The organism is Rhodovulum sp. BSW8, from assembly GCF_003314725.1.
GTDB classification, from domain to species: Bacteria; Pseudomonadota; Alphaproteobacteria; order Rhodobacterales; family Rhodobacteraceae; genus Rhodovulum; species Rhodovulum visakhapatnamense.
Window position 1 is genome coordinate 81,739 of sequence record NZ_QNVX01000050.1, and the last position, 18,279, is coordinate 100,017.

The 18,279-nt window shown below is 71.0% G+C and carries 14 protein-coding genes, 1 pseudogene and 1 riboswitch; of the genes and pseudogenes, 2 read left to right on the plus strand and 13 right to left on the minus strand.

The genetic code is table 11. The features are described from left to right. Positions 1-59: 59 nt before the first annotated feature. The 12 genes and pseudogenes from DSD19_RS18215 to DSD19_RS18270 form a co-directional block, all read right to left on the minus strand. Positions 60-230, minus strand: a pseudogene (locus DSD19_RS18215) (glycosyltransferase family 2 protein); the annotation flags it as partial. 94 nt (positions 231-324) lie between these two features. Next, positions 325-1,785 (minus strand): cobyric acid synthase, encoded by a 1,461-nt coding sequence (locus DSD19_RS18220; RefSeq protein ID WP_075787170.1) that lies wholly within the window; start codon positions 1,783-1,785, stop codon positions 325-327. 89 nt (positions 1,786-1,874) lie between these two features. After that, positions 1,875-2,639, minus strand: a complete 765-nt coding sequence (locus tag DSD19_RS18225; protein ID WP_243628107.1) for an ABC transporter substrate-binding protein — start codon at positions 2,637-2,639, stop codon at positions 1,875-1,877. A gap of 76 nt (positions 2,640-2,715) precedes the next feature. Further along, complete coding sequence (locus tag DSD19_RS18230) at positions 2,716-4,581, minus strand: TonB-dependent siderophore receptor (protein WP_165828176.1); 1,866 nt, start codon at positions 4,579-4,581, stop codon at positions 2,716-2,718. 139 nt (positions 4,582-4,720) lie between these two features. Next, positions 4,721-4,923, minus strand: a riboswitch (cobalamin riboswitch). Beyond that, complete coding sequence (locus DSD19_RS18235) at positions 4,920-5,786, minus strand: hypothetical protein (RefSeq protein ID WP_113670645.1); 867 nt, start codon at positions 5,784-5,786, stop codon at positions 4,920-4,922. It overlaps the preceding riboswitch by 4 nt. 1 nt (position 5,787) lies before the next feature. Further along, the gene (locus DSD19_RS18240) at positions 5,788-6,165 is read right to left on the minus strand and encodes a hypothetical protein (protein WP_133260470.1); all 378 of its coding nucleotides are present in this window, start codon (positions 6,163-6,165) and stop codon (positions 5,788-5,790) included. Positions 6,166-6,360: 195 nt separating this feature from the next. Further along, positions 6,361-7,644: a dynamin family protein gene (locus DSD19_RS18245; RefSeq protein WP_113670647.1), complete on the minus strand. Its 1,284-nt coding sequence runs from the start codon at positions 7,642-7,644 to the stop codon at positions 6,361-6,363. A 39-nt stretch (positions 7,645-7,683) separates the two neighbouring features. After that, complete coding sequence (locus DSD19_RS18250; RefSeq protein WP_165828177.1) at positions 7,684-9,753, minus strand: dynamin family protein; 2,070 nt, start codon at positions 9,751-9,753, stop codon at positions 7,684-7,686. A gap of 138 nt (positions 9,754-9,891) precedes the next feature. Then, positions 9,892-11,022 carry a hypothetical protein gene (locus DSD19_RS18255; protein WP_113670649.1) on the minus strand — a complete coding sequence of 377 codons (1,131 nt, stop codon included), beginning with the start codon at positions 11,020-11,022 and terminating at the stop codon, positions 9,892-9,894. After that, positions 11,019-11,969 (minus strand): PP2C family serine/threonine-protein phosphatase, encoded by a 951-nt coding sequence (locus DSD19_RS18260; protein WP_165828178.1) that lies wholly within the window; start codon positions 11,967-11,969, stop codon positions 11,019-11,021. The genes DSD19_RS18255 and DSD19_RS18260 overlap by 4 nt, the downstream gene beginning before the upstream one ends. Next, entirely contained in the window at positions 11,953-12,813 is an 861-nt protein-coding gene (locus DSD19_RS18265) for an FHA domain-containing protein (protein ID WP_243628108.1), read from the minus strand. The genes DSD19_RS18260 and DSD19_RS18265 overlap by 17 nt, the downstream gene beginning before the upstream one ends. Before the next feature lie 46 nt (positions 12,814-12,859). Further along, positions 12,860-14,293: a serine/threonine-protein kinase gene (locus DSD19_RS18270; protein WP_075787162.1), complete on the minus strand. Its 1,434-nt coding sequence runs from the start codon at positions 14,291-14,293 to the stop codon at positions 12,860-12,862. 481 nt (positions 14,294-14,774) lie between these two features. On the opposite strand from DSD19_RS18270, the gene DSD19_RS18275 reads away from it, so the two are divergent. Together DSD19_RS18275 and DSD19_RS22120 are read left to right on the plus strand one after the other, a co-directional pair. Beyond that, on the plus strand, positions 14,775-15,575 hold the full coding sequence (locus DSD19_RS18275; protein ID WP_165828179.1) for a pyridoxal kinase: 801 nt from the start codon (positions 14,775-14,777) through the stop codon (positions 15,573-15,575). A gap of 11 nt (positions 15,576-15,586) precedes the next feature. Continuing rightward, positions 15,587-16,663 carry a methylglyoxal synthase gene (locus tag DSD19_RS22120; RefSeq protein ID WP_113670653.1) on the plus strand — a complete coding sequence of 359 codons (1,077 nt, stop codon included), beginning with the start codon at positions 15,587-15,589 and terminating at the stop codon, positions 16,661-16,663. On the opposite strand, the gene DSD19_RS18285 is transcribed toward DSD19_RS22120, so the two are convergent. Then, a complete protein-coding gene (locus tag DSD19_RS18285) occupies positions 16,656-18,161 on the minus strand; it encodes an AAA family ATPase (protein WP_113670654.1) in 1,506 nt (501 codons plus the stop codon). The genes DSD19_RS22120 and DSD19_RS18285 overlap by 8 nt on opposite strands. Positions 18,162-18,279 lie beyond the last annotated feature (118 nt).

An 18,279-nucleotide genomic window follows, 5' to 3' on the forward strand; every position in this document is an offset into this window, starting at 1 on the left:
GGTCGATGCCGAGGATCCAGTCGGCCCCGGCCGCGCGGGGGGGGGGCCTTCAGCGCCTGTCATTGCAGGCTTTTGCCGCGCCGCGCGGGGCTCTGCAGATGGGGCACCAGACCGGCGGTGTCGAGCAGGTCGAGCATGTTGTCGGTGCCGTCGTCGCAACCGTCGGTCACGACGATGATGCCGTCCGCGCCCGCGCCCAGAGGATGGGCGAGCCAGTCCGGCGGATAGGGGCCCTCGTTCCGGGCCCTCGTTCCGGGCCGTCGTGACGATCAGGACGCGCGCGCAGCGGCGCGCCTTCTTGCCGCCTGTGCCCCCGGCGGGGGGCTAGTTTCCGGGGACGACACCGGCGAGGGTAAACAGCGCGTCAATGTCGAGATGGGCTTCGAGATGGGAGGCCAGCGCGTCGAGCGTGTCCTCGACCGCCTGGCCGTAGCCTTCGGTGCCGGTCTCGACCCCGAGCCGGGCCAGCCAGGCGCGGCGGAAGCCGTCTTCGGAGAAAAGCCCGTGCAGATAGCTGCCCGCAACGCGCCCGTCGGCCGAGACCGCGCCTTCGGCGCGGCCCGCGACATGGGCAAAGGGGCGGGCGCGGTCGGGACCGTCGGTCGCGCCGATATGGATCTCATAGCCGGAAAACGCGGCGCCGGTGGCGGCATGGGTGGCCGCGACCCGGGTCAGGGTCTTGTCGGCATGCATCACCGTCTCGACCTCGAGCAGGCCGAGCCCCTCGGTCAGGCCCGGCGGCCCTTCGAGCCCGTGCGGATCGGCGATGCGTCGGCCGAGCATCTGATAGCCGCCGCAAAGCCCCAGCACCCGCCCGCCCCGGCGCAGATGCGCGGCAAGGTCGATATCCCAGCCCTGGGCGCGCAGGAAGGCCAGATCGCCCCGGGTCGATTTGGTGCCGGGCAGGATCACCAGATCGGCATCGCCGGGCAGGGCGCGGCCGGGCGGGATCATGGTCAGCCGGATCCCGGGTTCCAGTTTGAGCGGGTCGAGATCGTCGAAATTGGCGATCCGCGACAGCATCGGGCAGACGACGTGAAAGGCGCCCCGGCCCGCGCCGCCCAGATCGACCGCATCCTCGGCGGGCAGGCGGCAGGCGTCTGGAAACCACGGGATGACGCCGAAGCCGGGCCAGCCGGTGCGGTCCGCGATCAGCCGGTAGCCGTCGTCGAAAAGCCGCGGATCGCCGCGGAACTTGTTGATGGCAAAGCCCCGCACCATCGCCAGATCGCCCGGGTCGAGCACCGCGCGCGTGCCGACGATCTGGGCGATCACGCCGCCCCGGTCGATATCGCCGATCAGCACCACCGGCACATTCGCGGCCTGTGCAAAGCCCATATTGGCGATGTCGCCCGCGCGCAGGTTGACCTCGGCCGGGCTGCCCGCGCCCTCGACGATGATCAGGTCCCGTCCGGCGGCGAGGCGGTGGTAGCTTTCCAGTACCGGGGCCATCAGCTTCGGTTTCTCGGCGGCGAAAGCACGGGCGCGCAGCGCGCCCCGGGCGCGGCCCTGCACGACCACCTGGGCGCCGGTATCGGTTTCGGGTTTCAAGAGGACCGGGTTCATATCGGTCAGCGGTTCGATCCCCGCGGCCCGGGCCTGCAGCGCCTGCGCCCGGCCGATCTCGCCGCCATCGGCGGTCACCGCGGCATTGTTCGACATGTTCTGCGGCTTGAACGGCGCGACACTTAGCCCGCGCCGGAGCGCCGCGCGGCAGAGCCCGGCGACCAGAAGCGACTTGCCCACGTTCGAGCCTGTGCCTTGCAGCATGAGTGCGCGTGTCATCGGGAGGGGCTTTCCTCGGAGCTTGGGCCCGTGGCGGGCGTTGCGTCCTGGGTATTTGGACCAAGAAGAAGCCGCAAGCGCATCGGGTGTCAGTTCTGGCCGGGGGGCGCGGCGAGGGCATCGCGGCGGCGGGTCATTTCGGCCAGGGCGTCCAGCACGAGGGGGGTGCCGCAGACCCAGTCGGGGCCGGACAGGGCCGGGGCGGCGGCGGCGGGCAGGGCGCGGAGCGCGGGATGGGCGAGGATCTCTTCGGCGCGGGAGGTTTTCGGATAGGGGCGCGAGAGGATCAGCAGGTCGGGATCGGCCATCACCAGCTCTTCGAGCGCGAGATCGAAGCCGCCGCTGCGGCCGCGCGCCGCCTGGCCGGAGCCCGCGAGGTTGCTAAAGCCCGCATGGGTCAGGATATCGTCCGACAGCGTGCCTTTGCCCTGGGTGTAGCCGTTGGCATAGAAGAAGGCGGCCAGCGGCCGGGGCGGGCCGCTGCGCGTGAGCCGGGCGAGATCCCGGACGAAGGTCTGGGCGAGCGCCTCGGCCCGGGCCTCGCGGCCCAGAAGCCGACCCGCCTCGCGCAACCGCTCGGGCACCTCGTCGAGCCGCGTCGTCAGCCCGATCCGCGCGACCCGGATGCCGAGCCGTTCCAGCATGGCGACCGTCGCCGGGTTCGAATAGGTGCCGGCCAACACCAGATCGGGGCGCATCAGAAAGATCTCCTCGGCGCCGCCGGTATTGGCGGGGTAGGCGCGGGCGGCCTCGGGCATGGCCGAGTTCATCGGGTTCGCGGCCAGGTCGCTGATCGAGACCAGCTGACCCGGCGCCGCGACCAGCATGGCAAGCTGGTCTGTGCAGAGGTTCATCGATACGACCCGCGCGGGCGGGTCGGCAAGCACCGCGGCCCCGGCAAGGGCCAGGGCCGCGGCGAGACCGATCGCGCTAGAAGGAGGCACGCAGCCCCACATAGAGCGCCCGGCCCGTGGTGTTGTAGTGATAGGCGCCGCCATAGCCATAGGCGACGGCCGAGTAGAACTCCTCGTCGAAGAGGTTTTCGACCCTTGCATAGGCCTCGGTGCCGTTGTCCAGCGCGTAGGTGATCTGGGCCGCGGCAAGCCCGGCATCGGGCAGAGAGCCGTAAGGGTCGAGGCGTCCGGCCAGATACTGGTAGGAGACATCGGCCGTGAGCCGCGGCGTCACCTCGCTGCTGACGCCCAGCAGAAGATCGTGGAGCGGCACGCGGTCGAGCCGCTCGCCCTTCCAGCGGACGTCGGTATAGGTGTAGCTGCCGTAAAGCGCGATGGCGGAGGTCATCTCGTGGCGGCCGGACAGTTCCAGGCCCTGGCTGCGGGTGGTTCCGTCGAGCTGGCGGTAGCAGCCCCAAGCATAGCTGCAGATGGCGGGGTCGGCTGCGCCATAGTCGATCTTGTCATCGATTTCCGCAAAGAAGGCGGTGGCCTTCAGGAACCCGTCGCCCGACAGGCGCTTTTCAAGCCCGATGTCGAAGCTGGTGCTGGTTTCGGGGTTGAGGTCCGGGTTGCCGACCGTGTCGCCGGTAATGGTGCCGTAAAGTTCGTAAAGCGCGGGGACGCGATAGCCGGTGCCCAGAGAGGTGCGGAAGATCAGGTCGGGCTGGAGCCGCCAGGCCAGCGCGGCGCGGCCGGTCACCTGATCGTCAAAGCTGGAATAATTATCGTAGCGCAGCGAAAGCGACAGATCGATGTCGTCGGTCGCGGCCTGGCGAAGCTCTGCAAAGAGCGCGCGGTTGATGACCGAATAGGTCTCGCCGTCAAGCGTGGCCTCGTCCTGTTTCCAGTCGGCGCCGAAGGAGAGGTCGGTCCCGGCCGCCAGAGAGGCCGTCCCGAGATAGCTGGCGGCGCGGCTGGTGCCATCATAGGAGGACGTCCCGAAACTCGAACGGTAGCTGCGCTCGGTCTGCGTGCGCGCCAGCGACAGTTCGTTGTCGACCGTCCCGATCGCGAATTGGGCGAAGGCGCGCAGGCCTTTCCGCGTCGCCTCCGATCGGGTGATCGGGTTCGTGTCGGTCGCGTCGCTGTCATAGTCCGAGTTTCCGTCGGAATAGAATCCCGAGAAGCCCAGCCGAAGGGTGTCGGTCAGATCGTAGGCGGCATTGAGCGAGACCGAATCCTCGTCGAAGCCGTCCGCTTCGTTATTGCCCGACAGGGTCGAGAAGCCGTCGGTTTCGACATGCGAGATCGTGGCCGACACTTCGCCGCGTTCGGTCTTCTGGCCAAGGCTCAGACCGGCAGAGTAGCTGCCATAGGTGCCGGTTTCGACCGTCGCCCTCCCCGAAAAGCCCAGTTTCTCCGGTCTCCAGGTGGTGATGTCGACAACGCCCGCGATGGCATTTGCCCCGAAAAGCGCGGATTGCGAGCCCTTCAGCACTTCGATCCTGGAGGGCAGGCCGGCGGTCAGGGTGCCGAAGTCGAGCGCGGCAGGGGTGCCCGACGGGTCGGCAAAGTCCATTCCGTCGATCCGGGTCGCGATATAGCCGTTTCCAAGCCCGCGAATCCGAAGCGTGGCGGTCTGCCCGAGCCCGCCATTCTGGGTGATCGACACGCCCGGCAGGGTGGCAAGCGTCTGGCCCAGATTCTGTCCGCCCGCTGCAATCTCGCCGCTCTCGAGGGTCTCGACCGTCGCACCGGTCCGGTTGGTGGCGATGGGCGTGAGGCTGGCGCTGGCAGTGATCTCGTCCAGCATCAGGCTGGACTGCACCTCCTGCGCCAGGGCGGGCAGGGGGCTCAGCGCGGCGAGGCCGAGCCCGAGGCAAAGGGTGGGTCTTGTCATGTCGGTTCCGTTCCGGTCTCGGGAACCGCCGCGGCGGGCGGTCCGTCCTGTCATGGGGTCCTTGGAAAGACATGCCTTCCGCAGACGGTGATGCGTCACCACTGCGGATGGTCCGCCGCCTGCGCCGCGCCCCGCGGTCAGGCTAGGTGATCGCCCTGGCAGGTCTCCTGGCTTGCGGGTCCTCGCTTGGCTGGCCTTCCCGGGGAGGACCCCCAGTGGCACGATCAGCCGCGCTCGCCGCTTACAGTTGCGGGGGCAGCCGCGGAATTGACCCCATGAAGGCCGCACCGCGTTCCCTTTTCATCGCCCGTTTCCGGGCGAACCAAGACAAGTTTCGGTTAATCCGGGCTCCCGGCCCTGTCAAGCGGCGCGCTCCTTGCGGCCGGTCCGGTCGCGCGGCAGAGGGCGAGGATCGCGGGAAGCTCTTCGCTGGGGCTCAGAAAAAGCGCGGCGTCCCGGCCGTGGGCGACACGCACCAGCAGAAGGTTCGACGGCGCGGGCGCGCGCAGGATCGCGCAGGTGGTCCCGGGGCCGTCTCCGGCGGCTTTGGTCATCGCGCCGAGCCCGAGCCCGGTGAACCCGGTCAGCCGGTGGGCAAATTCGGCATCGCCCTGCATCGCGACAATCTGGCCCTCGCGCAGCCGCAGCCCGGCCGTCGCCCGGGCGAGACAGGTGCCGACCGGATCGGGCGGCGGCGTGGCGGTCTCTCCGGCCTGGTCCGGGAGGGGCTCGGGTGCGGGGGCGCTGGCCGCAGGCGCGGTCCAGCCGCGGTCTGCGGCCGCGCGCAGAGCCTCGACCGAACAGCCGGCTTCGGTCGGATCGACCCGGTAGGGAGGGCGGCTCGCGGCGACCGACAGCTCGGCCGCCTTGGCGACGAAGGGGCGGACCCGGCCGTGAAAGGCGGCGATCAGGGGCTCGGCGGGATCGCCGGTGGCCTCTGGCGGCTCGGCCGGGATCGGCGCCGCGTCCGCTGTGACCGGCCCCGTGCGGCCCACCCGCAACAGGCGGCGGCGGGCCGCCAGCAGCCGGATTTCCTGACCGGCCCCGTCGCCGATGGTCATTTCGCGCGGCAGGATCGTTTCCGAAATCTCGGTCAGCAGCACCTCGACGATCCCGTCCACGCCCCCGGGCACCGTGCGTTCGGCGGCGGCCTCGGCGCCCCTCAGCTTGGCCAGCGCGGCGTTGAGACGCTCGAGCCCGGCCATCTCAGCGGCCCCGGTCCTGCGACCCGCCGGCCGCAGCGGCCGGGGGCGCGGCATCGACGATCTCGACGATTTCGGCCATTGTGGCGCGCATGGCGGCAAGCGCGGCCGCGATATCGGCCTCGCCTCCGATCACCGCGCAAAGTGCCTCGTCCGGGTCGCGCGGCGCCCGCACGAAAAGCTCGAACCGGCCCTCGTGCAGCAGCACCGCCTCGGGGGGCGCCTGATCGGTCCCGAACACTTCGGTCGAGGCGGCGGCGGCCTGCCCGCCCAGAAGCAGCGCTCCGCGCAGACAAAGCGCATCGTAGAATTCCTGGGGCTGAGAATGCTCGGCCTCGGCCCGCAGCACCAGCCGCGCCGACAGGTCAACGAATGCGATCACCCGGCAATCGGGAATCGCCCGTCGGAGCGCCTGAATGGTGACCGTCAACGGCATCGTGCCCGAGTTTATCCGAATTTCCGGCGGCGGCCACTGGCAATAGCGCACGGGCCGGGGGCGTGGGCGACGGGGCGCAACGGAACTGGGCCGCGCGCCGCGCCAGGTGATGGACCGGGCGATGGACCGGGCCGTGCGCCGTCAGGCCGCAGGCGGGCTGGCGCCCGGTCTTTGCGCGCGCACCGGCCGCGGGCTTCGGCTGCGGCTTTCGTCGATCTGCACCCGCCGCGGACGCACGGGCATGCCCGCCCCGCCGACGCGCCAGTCGGGGTCCAGCACAACCGGCGCCTCGTGATCGTTTGCCGTCGCGCCCAGCCGCCGCAGCACCTGCAGCAGCGCGCGGCCAAACTCCCCGGCGCCGCTGGCAGCCCAGCGCGCCGGATCGTCCTGCGCGTCCAGCGCATCGGTCAGGGCGATCGGGCAGACATCGGCAAAAAGCCCCTCGGTTTCGCGCCGCACCCGGCGCAACACCCGGGTGCGGTCGCGGTCGGTCACCAGCTTGTCGAACCGGGTCAGCAGCAGCAGGCTTGTTTCGCCCAGCCGGTCGGCGAACATGTCCCAGACGGCGGCTTCGGACTGGCGCCAGGCCTGGGTCGCATGGCTGCACCAGATCACCCCGTCGGCAAGGCTGATGGCGCTTTCCCAGACCTCCGAGCCCATGTTCGGGTCCGAGATGCCGGGCATGTCGATCAGGTCGCAAAGCTTGAGGATCTCGGCTTCGGCATGGATCTGGATCAGCCGGGTCTCGGCGGGGGAAAGTCGGGGAAGGTCGGCCATCTCGACGGGTTCGATGCGGCCGAAGCGATCCTCGCGCCAGGCGGGGGCGGAACCGTAGGAGAGGCGTACCGGCGGCAGCTGGGTCGCGGTTACCTTCACCGGCAGCGGCGACTGGCCGATCAACAGATGGATCAGCGTGCTTTTGCCCGCGCTGAATTCGCCCATCAGCGCGAGGCAGGGCCGTGCCCCGGGGGGCAGATCTGCAAGTTCCGGGTGTGCGGCGATGGCGGGAAGGTGCGGGCGAACCTCGACCGGGGCGCGGGAGGGGCTTGGACCGGCGTCGGCCGCAAAGACGTCCTCTTCAGGTTCAAATTCAGCGTCGGCCTCGGGCGGTGCGGCCTCGGCCGGGGGGGCAGAGGCGTCCGTCTGAGGCGGTTCCGTGCTCCCGTGCGGGATCTGCTCCGCACCTGTCTCGACCGCGTTGTCCGGATCTGCCGCGGGACGGTCAGAGCTGGCGTCGGCGTCGGGCGTGGCTTCCAGGGCGTCGGACCGGTCCCGGCCACCGAATTGCGCGCGCACCGCCTCTTCGGGGGGCAGCGCCGGACGGCTCGCGCCGCCTTCGGCCGGGCGCGGCCGGGCCGGTGCCGCGTCCATCGCCCGGGCCCGTTCCAGCATCGCCCGGATATCAAGGTCGTAGGGGTCGCTCATCTTACAGTCTCTTCCGCAGGTCCCGGGCGTCGGCGGATCTCAGGCCGCCTCTTTCAGCATCGTCGTCATCGCGCTTTCGATGGCCTGCAGGCGATCCTGCCGGGCCTTCCTCCGCAGCGCCACGTCAAGAGCGTCGGGCGCGACCTCATCCTTGCAGGTCAGCGCCTCGACGATTTCGCGCTGGTCTTCGACAAAACCGGCCAATGTCGCCATCAGGTCGGCGCGGACCCGTTCGGCATGGTCGTGGCGCAGGGCGTCGAGGATCGGCAGGGTGTCGTCCCGGATCATCGCGTGGAAATCGGCGGCGAAGGCCCCATGGCCGCGGCGGCGGGTCCACCAGCGGCGCCACCAGCTGCCCTTGACGTCCAGCGCGATGGTGCAAGCGATGTCGACCGGCGGCCCGATCCGCGGCGGGTCGGGGGCCTCGACCGTGAACGCGCCGTCAAGCCCAAGCGCATTGCGGTAGACAGCGGCGACATCGCGCGCGAGCTCGTCCAGAACGCTCCGCGCCGCGGCCTGCATCCGTGTGCCGAAAAGCTGGCAGGCGGTGCGCAGCAGCATTCGCAGACCGGTCGGTTCGTAGGTCCAGACGGTGTCCTCGCCCTCGGTTTCCAGATGGGCGATCAGGGCCGCGGTGGCGCGGTCGAGAAAACTGCGATGCGACCGTTCCAGCCGGGTCCGGAACTCTGTCTGTTCGCGGTCGATGACGCGGACCAGGGCCTCTTCGGCGCGATGCGAAAGGGTCATGATCCGGGCCTCGAGTTCGGCCCGGCCGACCGTCGGCCGCGCGCCTGCGGGCAGGGCCGTGCCCTGCGCGGCGCCGATGCTGCGGGCAAGATTGGCGGTGCTGCGGGCGATGCGGTCGAGCGCCTCGCGGCCCGCGCCTTCGTTGAGACGCTCGGCAAGCGTGCGGTACAGCGCGGGCAGGCCGGACATGTCCCAGACCCCGCGCAGCTGGGTCTGCGGGTCCTCGCCGCCCGCAAAACGTTCGCGGGCCAGGCGCTGCAGCGCGCGGCGGCTGTCTTCGGGCAGGGCGGGCAGGGTTCCGCCCAGCGCATGGGCGGCCCAGATTGCGCTTCCGAACAGGATCGGCGCGTCCACCGGGCCGTTCTGAGCCTGCAGCGTGGCCCGGATCGCGGCGCGGATTTCGGCCACTTGCGGGACCGGATCGGAAAGCTCGTCGATGCGGTTGACGAAGATCACAACGTCGCGCGCCTTGACCGTGGCGATCAGCCGGATCAGCGCCATGTCGACGCTGGACAGCGCCTGATGCGCCGACAGCACCAGCACGCAGAGCCGGCTGTCGCGGATCGCACCGATGGTGATCTGTTCGCGCATCAGGAAGGTGTCGTTGACGCCGGGCGTGTCGCGCAGGCACAGCCGCAACGGCATCGCCGCATGATCGACCTGCAGATCGGCCGATTTTGTGATGTCGGCGAAACGGCCCGCAGCCTCGAACCGGGCATCGGCGCCGTGCTCGTCGTCGGCGAAATCGTCGCCGAGACAGACATAGCGTTCGACGAGCCCCAGATCGAAGGCGGAATAGCGGTGCTCCTGGCCCAGCAGCAGCTCGAACCGCCGACCGAGGCGGCCTTGGGATTTCTCGCGCATCCGCTCGACCTGGCGGCGGACCTTGTCGAGCTCGTCCTCGGCCCCGGCCCGGCTGGCCAGTTCGCCGAGACGTCCGCCCTTTTCGACCAGCCGGGCCCATTCCTCGCGGTCGAAGAAGCGAAACCTTGCCTCGCCCGCGAGGGTCTGAGGGGCGGGCGCCAGATGGAGCGAGGTCACGACCGAGGTCCAGGGGTTCACATCTTCGGGCAGCAGGCCGGGCCAGCCGACCATGGCGTTGATCAGCGAGGTCTTGCCCGCCTTGACCTGGCCGATGAAGGTCACGCAGGGTTCGAGCGCGTCAAGCTGTGCCGTCAGCCGAAGCGCGCCGCGCGCGGCGGTCGCGTCGCCGACCCGGCCGAGATCGGCCAGCGCCGCGCGCAGGGTGGCCCGACGCTCCGTGATCGGCGCAAACCCGTCAAGCCCCTCTCCCAGCAGATCCGGGTGACGGGCAGCGGGCCGGGCGGCCTCGGGGCGCGCGGAGGCAGATGCATCCTGCATCACGGGTCCAACCCCCATTTGCTTGTCTGCAACCCGCCCGGGACTGCGCCAGCCCGGCGGAAGCAGGTGTTTTGTTGTGGCATCTGAAACAATTATGCGCCCGAAAATGGCCATTGCATGGCGTCGTCGCGGCGTTCCTCAGGCGCTAAGCCGGGTTTCGAACCCGCGCCGCAATTGCAGCAAAAGCGTGACGGCATCGGCGGCTGCGGCCGGATCGTCCTCGACCGCCAGAAGCTGCAGCATCTCGGAGGCATCGAGGATGTCCTCGTCAAGATCGGGGCAGACATCCCGCACCTCGCCCAGCAGGTCGGTGAGGCCAAGCGCGGTGTCGGCGCAGATCGCCAGCACCCCGGCGATGCCATCGCGACGCTCGACCCGTTCGGGAAGCGCGGCGGCCGCCCGGGCAAGAACCGCAAGCCCGCGTTCGCAGAGGGTCCGGTCGTCCGCGCCGGCAGAGCGGCGTGTGGGCGCAGCATCGGACGGCGTGGGGCCGGGGGGCGATGGCGGTTCGGGCCTGGGGCTGGGCGACGGGGTGCCGGTGGCGGGTTGTCCGCGACGCGGACCCGGGCCTGCGAACCGGCCATGGCTGCCATAGCGGTGCAGGAAGGTCTCGGCCAGGTCGCGGTCGGCATCCAAGCCCTGCCGCAGCATCCGTTCAAGCGCGGCGAACAGGGCCTTGGCGCCGCTTGGCCCGTGTTCGGCGGGCATGCAGGGCACGGGGCCACGATCGGCGGCCAGCGCCTCGGTGGTGGCCAGAGGGAAAAGCGCGTGGAACTCGACCCCCACAAGCGGGCGCAGCCGGTCCAGCCGGTCGTGCAGCACAGCCTCGCGGATCAGCAAATCGGCCTTGGTCAGCACCAGAAAGGAATGGTCCTTCAGGCTCTCGGGCACCCGCGCCCAGGCGGCGCTTTCGGGAGCCTCGAAACTCTGGCTGGTCCAGAGCACGATATCGGGAATCCCCGCGCCACAGGGCAGCGTCTCGTCGGGCGCCAGAGGGCATTCCAGCAGCAGCATCCGGTCGAAAAGATCCGAGGGAATGCCTGCGGGGGGCGCGTCCGCGACCGGGCCGGCATCGGCATCCCATCCGGCCAGCAGCGCGATCAGCGACGACTTGCCGGTCCGGGCGGGCCCCGCGACTGCCACCCGCACCGGCTGCGACAGGCGCTGGCGCAGCCGCATGCCCTGGCGCCGCCCGGGATCGGGCAGGGTTCCCGCCGCCAGAACCGCGTCGATCCGGGCGATCAGGTCGTCTTCGGGGGCGTCGCTCACGACAGGCCCCCCCGATGGCCCGGAAGCCAGCGGGCCGCCAGCGCGCCGAACCGCGAACGCGGGGCTGTGGCACAGGGGCAGTCGGGGCGCGGCCCGGTCTTCGCGGGGGCGCCGAGCAGGCGCAGCGGCGGATGCGCCTGTACCGTCGGCTGCCCGGCCGCGCAAAGCACGCGGATCACGCTGAAGCAGACATTGTCCTGTTCGGGATCGGCGACGTCCTCGATCGCCCGGAACAGCGCGTCGGCGATCTCGGCGCTGGACCGGGTCCGGTTCTCTTCAAGGATGGCGCGGATCCGGTCGAGGCCGATATAGGCCAGCCCGTCGCTGGCGGCGACCAGGATGTCGCCCTTGGCAAGCTCCAGCGGAGTTTCGGGGCAGTCGATCTGGGTGATCTCGGTGCCGCAGATCGCCGAGGTCAGACAGTTGCGGTCGGGATGGCGGCGCGCCTCTTCCGGGGTCAGCAGGCCGATCCGGGCCATGCCGTCGATCTGCGGTGCCAGCGAATGGTCCTTGTTGATCCGCTGCAAGGCACCGTCGCGCAACAGCAGCAGAGGCGAGTCGCCGACCGACAGCCAGAACAGCCGGTCCCCGGCGACGATGGCCGCGATCAGCGTGGTGCCCATGCCGCAGGTTTCGGCATGGCGCCGGATGTGGACCGCGATCGAGGTGTTGGCGGTATCCGCCGCGCGCCGCAGAAGCCGGGGCGCGTGGGCCAGCACCCGGTCGGGGTCGCCCGCGCCGCATTTCAGCGCGCGGAACACTTCGGTCACGGCGATCTGACTGGCGACATCGCCCGCCGCGTGCCCGCCCATGCCGTCGGCCAGCACCACCAGCCCGACGCGTCCGCCGATGGGGAAGTCGGACACGATGGTGTCTTCCTGATGCGCGCGCCGGCCCTGCGCGATGCCCGAGGCGGTGTCGAGCCTGAGATCAGCGTGTGCGGGCATCGGCGTCGGGTCCGGTCTGAGGGGCGGTCCAGGCGAAACCCGGCCCGCAAAGGGCGATGAATCGCAGGCGCGTCTCGCCGAGCCGGATCTCGTCCTCATGGGAAAGTTCTTCGGTTGACAGCAGCGGACGGCCGTTCAGGCGGACGATGTTCGCCTTGCCGCCGCTGCCGAGGTAAAAGAGGCCCTGTTCGTCGTCATAGGCCAGCAGCGCATGGCCCGAACGCGAGATGGCGGTATCGCCGAAATCGAGCCGCACCGCCTGATCGGGGCCGCGCCCGATCTGCGAGACGCCGGAAAAAAGCGTGAAATGGGCGCCGCGCCCCGGCCCGGCGGTCACCACCAGCCAGCCGACCGGAAACCGCCGGAGATCGGGACGGTCGGCGGGCGTCTCGGCCTTGGTCGGCGCAAGGCGATGCCCAGCGAAGGGATCGGCGGTCTCGGCCTCCGGCGCGCCGAAGCCCAGAAACCGGGTGCGGACCCGAGGACCCTGCGGCGCGGCGGGGGCCGCCATGGCCAGCGCAGAGAGATCGGCCGGGTCCGCTGTGCGGTCGGCCGGTCCGGTCGGCGGCAGGGACCGGGGCTGCGGATCGTGCGGAACTGGGGGCTCGACCATGCTGTGCAGGCGGGTCATCGGCCGGTCGCTGCCTCGCGGCGGGATGCCTGCGGGCGGTGCTGCACGATCGGTCAGGCCACTTTCGAGCCGGCTCTCGGGAATGACGGTGCCGAAAATCGGCGCGTCGGTGTCAAGATCGCTCCCCCAGGGGTCGGGAGCGCCGAGCAGCCCGGCCTCGCGCCGGATGGCAGGGCCGTCCTCGGCCTCGGGCTTGGGTCTCAGGAAGTCCATCGCGTGCCTTCTCCGTGCGGCGGTGTGCAGGCCCATCGCGGGCCGGTTACGGGCGGGTCCTGGTGCGGCGGGTCAGGGCGCCGGACGCGAACCGTCCTAGCAATCCGCTGCCGGGCGGAGGGGCCGCACCCTCCGGGGCGGGGTCGGGCTCGGCCGACGCGTCGGCCCGGGCGGTCTGGGGCGCGGCTTGCGGTGCCGAGGCCGCAAGGCGCCTGACCGGCCGGGCCGCCGGGGCGCTGCCGGGGCTGGCGTTCGGCTCGGCGGGCAGGGGATCGGGCGCCCGGTCGGGGGTGGGCGTGGCCGGGCCGGGGTCTTTGGCGGTTGCCTCGTCCTCGTCGTCGAGGGTGCGCCAGGCAAAGGGACGGCGGCGTGCGGGCGGGCGCGGCGGCTCGGCCGGACCGCGGGACCGGGCCTCTTCCTCGGCGAGGCGGCGCGCTTCGGCGACGGCGCGGTTGGTTTCGTCGACCAGCCGCGAGATAACGCTGCGCGTCGCGCTGTCGAGCACGCTGTCGGAGGCCTCGGCGGGTGCGGGACCGGCGGCGGGCTGCGGCGGGGCGGCATCCAGCAGGGCCAGCCAGTCCCGCGCCGATTGCGGGCGGTCGCGCGGGATCACGTTCAGCGCCAGGTCGATCGAGGCCAGCAGGGCCAACGGCAGATCGTCGATCCGGCCCGCGAGCGGCTGATAGGGGTCGGGATCGCCCGCCGCCAGCGCGGCGGTCCGGATCTGGCTGTTGGGCGGGGCCGTGCCTGCGATCAGATGATGAAAGCTCGCCGCGAGGCCGTAAAGATCCGAGGCGGGCCCCTGACGGATCCCGGCCACGTAGAATTCCTGCGGCGAGTAGCCGTCCTTGACCACCTGCATGCGCGACAGCACGCGGCTGGTACGGGTCGCGCGTTCGCGGGCGGCGCCGAAATCGATCAGCACCGGATTGCCGTCGCGTTGAATCAGGATGTTGTCGGGCGAGATGTCCCGATGCAGCAGGCTGCGGTCGTGGACGAAGGCGACCGCGTCGAGCAGCTTGCGCAGCATGTCCTCGATCTGCGCCGGGCTCGGTCGTTCGCGCGCATCCTCGATGATCTCGAGCAGGGTCTTCCCGTCGACGAAGTCGAGCGCCATGTAGGCGGTCGAATTGTCGGTGAAGACCTGATGCACGCCGACGATGTTGGGGTGATCGAGCCAGGCCAGACGGTGCGCCTCGTCGATGAAAAGTTCGACGATGGCCTCGAATTCAGGGCCGTGGGCGCGGCTGCGGGCCTGCACGTCGAGCCCCGACCGGGTACAGAGCGTATCGGGAAAGCACTCCTTGATGACCACCCGGCGACCCAGGCTGTCGCGCGCCAGATAGGTCAGCCCGAACCCGCCGGAATTCAGGAACCGGTCGATGCGGTACTGGCCGCGCAGCAGGTCTGTGCCCGGACGCAGCTCTTCCATCTGGCCCTCGGGGGGCGTCGGGCTGTGCATGTCGAGAGCAGCGGTCATGCGGTCGGTCCGTGGCTTCCGGAGGCGGTTGCGGTCTGCGGTTTCTGGTTGCGGTCTCGTGCGGCGGTCGGCCGCCCTTCGGGCCGGACCTGCGGCAGGCAGCCCATGCGGCCAGCCGAGGCCCTGCGGATTGCGGGGCGGCTCGGGCTGAACTGTCACGGAAAACTTGGACCAAAACATGGATGTTGACCGCCGCATTCTGGCAAATTCGAGGCAATGTGCCGGTCGCTTCCCAGATCGTCCGCCGGTCTTTTCCCGTGAACGCAAGGTCAAACCCCGCGGAACGCATGGACCGGTGCCGATGCCGAAACATCCGCGCGACCGCGGCCGTCGGCCGGTCTTGAATCTGCCCGGCGGTGGCTTTTCGGCTGCCATGCTCGGGGCTGCCGCGCGCGTTTGCGACGGGGGTTTCGACATGTTCCGCAGGCCGGTCTATAGAAGGAGGACCCGCCAGTTGGGCGGAGCAAGACAGGGGCAGGGGATGGCGCGCGTCCTGATCGTTTCAAGCTATGTGGCCTCGGGCCATGTCGGCCTTTCGGCCTCGGGCGCGGTGCTGCAGGCGCTGGGCCATGACGTCACCGGGCTGCCGACGGTGGTTCTGTCGAACCACCTGGGCTGGGCGCATGTGGCGGGCGGGCCCTTGCCGGTGTCGCAGTTGCGCGACATGGCCGGGGCGCTGCGCGCGAACGGGCTTCTGGAAGACCATGACGCGGTGCTGGTCGGCTATCTGCCCAGCCCCGATCACGTTGCCTTTGCGGCCGATCTGGTGGCCGAGATGCGCGGCATGGACCCCGCGCCCCGGATCGTGGTCGATCCGATCCTCGGCGATGCGCCGGGCGGGCTTTACGTGCCCGAGGCGGTGGCCAGGGCGGTGCGCGAGCGGCTCGTGCCGCTGGCCGACACGCTGACACCCAACCATTTCGAACTGGGCTGGCTGACCGGCCGGGCGCTGCCCGATCTGGCCGCCACCCTTGAGGCGGCGAGGCCGCTCGCGCCCGAGGTGCTGGTCACGTCGCCGCCGCTGGGGGCCGAGGTCACCGGACTTCTGGCGGTGCGCGGCCGGCGAAGCGCGCTGTTTCGCACCCTGCGGCGGGGCGGCGTGCCGCATGGGGTAGGCGATTCCTTCGCCGCGATGATCGCGGCCGGGATGGCGCCGGGCGAGGCGCTGGGGCGGCTCGACGCGCTGGTGCTGTGCAGCATTGGTGCCCCGCATCTGGCGATTGCCACCTCTGCACCGCGCTGGGTCGCGGCCCCGGCGATCGGCCCTGAATCGCAGGTCTGACAGGCGACGCCATGGCCTTCGACTTCATCCTGATGCTGACCGAGAACGACCGGACCATCCCCGACGCCCGCGCCCGGCTTGACGAGGCGCTGGAGGGCGGGGTCCGGCATATCGGCTTCAAGGATGTGGGCCTGCCGGTGGCCGATCTCTGCGGCCTCGCGGCCGCGATCCGCGCGGCGGGCGCGCGGTCCTATCTGGAGGTGGTCAGCCTCGACCGCGACAGCGAACTGGCCTCGGCCCGGGCGGCGGCCGCGCTTGATGTCGACTGCCTGCTGGGCGGCACCCGGGCGGCCGAGGTGACCGCGGTCACCCGCGACCATCCGCTGCGTTACTATCCCTTTCCGGGCGTGGTCACCGGCCATCCGAGCGTGCTGCAAGGCCCGGCGGCGGCCATTGTCGACTCGGCCCGGGCAATCGCCGATCTCGAACATGTGCACGGGCTCGACCTGCTGGCCTATCGCTTCGCGGGCGATGTGCCCGGGCTGATGGCGGCGGTCTGCGCGGCGGTCGCCAAGCCGGTGATCGTCGCGGGCAGCATCGATCGCGCGGCCCGGATCGAGGCGGCGGCCGAGGCCGGGACGGCGGGCTTTACCGTGGGCACGGCGGCTCTGGCGGGGGCCTTTCCGGCCGAGGCGGCGGGCTTTGCCGGTCAGGTCCGCGCGATCCTGGCGCTGGCGGCACGGGCGCGGGCGCAATCGACCGCGCCGCGGCGGCTGGCGCTGGTCGCCCATGACGCGCGCAAGGCCCAGCTTCGGGCCTGGATCGGGCGCCATGCCCGTGCCCTGGCGGGCCACCGGCTGATCTGCACCGGGGGGACCGGAGCGATGGTCGCCGCGTCGTTGCCGGGCCTTTCGGTGCAGCGGCTGCAGCGCGGCGCGCGGGGCGGCGACCAGCAACTGGGCGCCCTGATCGCGACGGGAGAACTCGACGCGGTGATCTTTTTCGCCGATCCGCTGAGCCATCCGGGCGATGTCGATCTGCAGGCGCTGACCCGGCTGGCGATCCTGCACGACACCCCGCTTGCCCTGAGCCCCAGCGCCGCCGATGCACTGGTCGCGGCGCTCTTGCCGGGCCAGGCGCCTAGCTGAGACGCGCGCACAGCCGCGCCAGCGTGGCCTCGAGCGTGCCGTTGACGTCGATCCGGGGCCAGCCGATCCGGCCCGGCCCGTGCGACAACTGGGTTTCCAGCACGTCGAGCGTCGCGTCCGAGGCGCTTGCGCCCCGGGTTGCGATCCGGTCGCGCAGCCGGTCGGGCGCGGCCTCCAGCCAGACCGCATCGACCCGGAGGCCCGCCAGCCGACGGTCCAGCTCGGCCCGGTGCGCGGCGCTGTCGAAGACCGCGCCCACAACGACCGTGGCGCCGCCCTCGGCCAGCGCCCGGGCGCGTGCGGCAATCCGGGCATAGACGTCATCCGAGACGCCGGGGGCATAGGCCTCTTGCGGCAGATGTTCGGTCGCCTCGACGCCGAACATGGCCTTGCGGGTGCGGTCGCTTTCGACGATCCGGGCGCCCGGCGCGGGCCCCAGATGCGGCGCGATCCGTTCGGCGAGCGTGGTCTTGCCGCTGCCCGACAGCCCGCCCAGAACCACCACCCGGCCGGGCTCGGGCGCCAGCAGGTCGCAGGCCAGGTCGAAATAGCCCTGTGCCATGGCGGCGCGGTCCGGGTCGTCCGTCGCGGCGGTGGCGGTCACATGGGCGCGGACCTCGGCCCGGACCGCCATCAGGAAGGGCAGAAGCCCCTGCGCGTCCTCGGCGCCCGCCGTGTCGAAATAGCGGTTCGCCACCCGGTTCGCGAGGTCGGGCAGCCCGCGATGCCAGAGGTCCATCAGCAGGAAGGCAAGATCGTAGGCGACATCGACGGTGGCCAGCCCGTCGTTGAAATCGATGGCGTCGAACACCTCGGGGCGGCCCTCGTGCAGCACGATATTGGCCAGATGCAGATCGCCATGGCAAAGCCGCACAAGCCCCCGCGCGCCGCGCCGATCAAGCTGCCCGCGATGGCGCCGGAAGGCGCGGCGGAAGGCTTCGTCCAGCGCCGCGACCTTCTCGGGCGCGAAGACCCGGCTGGTGGCGAAGCCCGCGCGGTTGATGTCGAGCACGCCCTCCATCAGCGCGCCGCCGCCGGGGCGGCGCACGACGGGCGCGCGGGCATGCATGGCGGCGACCGTGCGCGCCAGGCTTTCGGCATGGGCCTCGGTCAGCGCGCCCGCCGCGGCCACCCGGTCGAGAATGTCGTCCTGGGCAAAGCGCGTCATCTCGACCACCGCATCGACCAGCGGCCCGTCGCCGTCGAAGGCAAGCCCCCCGGCCTGCCGGGTGATCCGCCGCACGCCCAGATAGATGCCGGGCGCGGTCGGGCGGTTCAGAGCGAATTCCTTTTCGCAGGTCTCAAGCCGGATCTGGGGCGTCGAGAAATCGGCATAAGGCAGGCGCACCGCGCGCTTGAGCTTGAAGGCGCGGTCTCCGGCCAGGAAAATGCGCGAGATATGGGTCTCGATCTCGCGCACGGTTTCGCCCTCCCGCCCGGGCCCGCAGGGCTGGCTGCGCAGAAAGTCTGTGACCTCGCTCTGGTCGTCCAGGATCATGGGCGCTCTCCTCCGGGCCAAGCCTAGCCCCCGGTTCTAGGTCCGAACAGGGGACAGATGCGCCCGGGCGGCGGCGCCCTTGGCCCGGCCCGTCCGGCGGCTAGATCAAGGATGTGGG